At 73.1% G+C, this 899-nt stretch carries 1 protein-coding gene; it reads right to left on the bottom strand.

Annotated elements, in window-relative coordinates; genetic code table 11:
* The coding region (locus ACYVE9_RS28595; protein ID WP_461030790.1) for a hemolysin family protein at positions 1–830 on the bottom strand (830 nt) is incomplete at its 3' end.
* Positions 831–899: the final 69 nt, after the last annotated feature.

Here is an 899-nt window from a genome sequence, read left to right as displayed (position 1 = left end):
GGCAGGTGGCGCGAGTGCGCGTCCAGGGCGTCCTTGACGTGCAGGTAGCCGACGGCGCGGCCGGCGCCGTCCACCACCGGGAACCGGGAGTAGCCCGAACTCGCCGAGAGCCGCTCCAACTGCTCCGGCGTCACCCCGAGCCGGGCGGCGACCACCCGCTCACCGGGCCGCACCACCTCGGCCACCGGCCGCCGGCCCAGTTCCAGCGCGTCCCGCAGCCGCTCGGTGGCCCGGGCGTCCAGCAGGCCGGCCGCACTGGAGTCGGCGACCAGGCGGGCCAGCTCGTCGTCGGAGAACGTCGACTCCACCTCGTCCTTGGGCTCCACCCGGATCAGCCGCAACAGGGCGTTGGCGATGCTGTTGACGGTGAAGACGAACGGGCGGAGCGCCCGGGTGACGGCCACCAGCGGCGGCCCCAGCGCAAGCGCGGTGCGCTCCGGCTCCGCCAGAGCGATGTTCTTCGGCACCATCTCACCGAAGAGCATGTGCAGGTACGTCGCCAGGGACAGCGCGATGACGAACGAGATGGTGTGCCCCAGCGCGCCGGAGACGCCGACCGACTCGAAGGCCGGCTCCAGCAGGTGGGCGATGGCCGGTTCCGCCACGATGCCCAGGACCAGCGTGCACAGCGTGATGCCCAGCTGCGCGGTGGCGAGCAGCGCGGACACGTGCTCCAGACCCCACAGGACCCGCTTGGCCCGGCGGTCGCCCAGCTCCGCCCGCGGCTCGATCTGGCTGCGGCGTACCGAGATCAGCGCGAACTCGGCCCCCACGAAGAAGGCGTTGACGACCAGGGTGAGCAGGCCGACGAACAGTTGGAGAGCGATCACCGGCCGGCCTCCTCGCGTTGGGCGGTGCTGTGCTCCGCGTCCTCGGCGGGCGCTCGCAGCCGGGCCCGG

The organism is Streptomyces sparsus (genome assembly GCF_054776295.1).
Note: the sequence above shows the minus strand (reverse complement) of the source record. Positions and strands in the feature narration are given on the sequence as shown.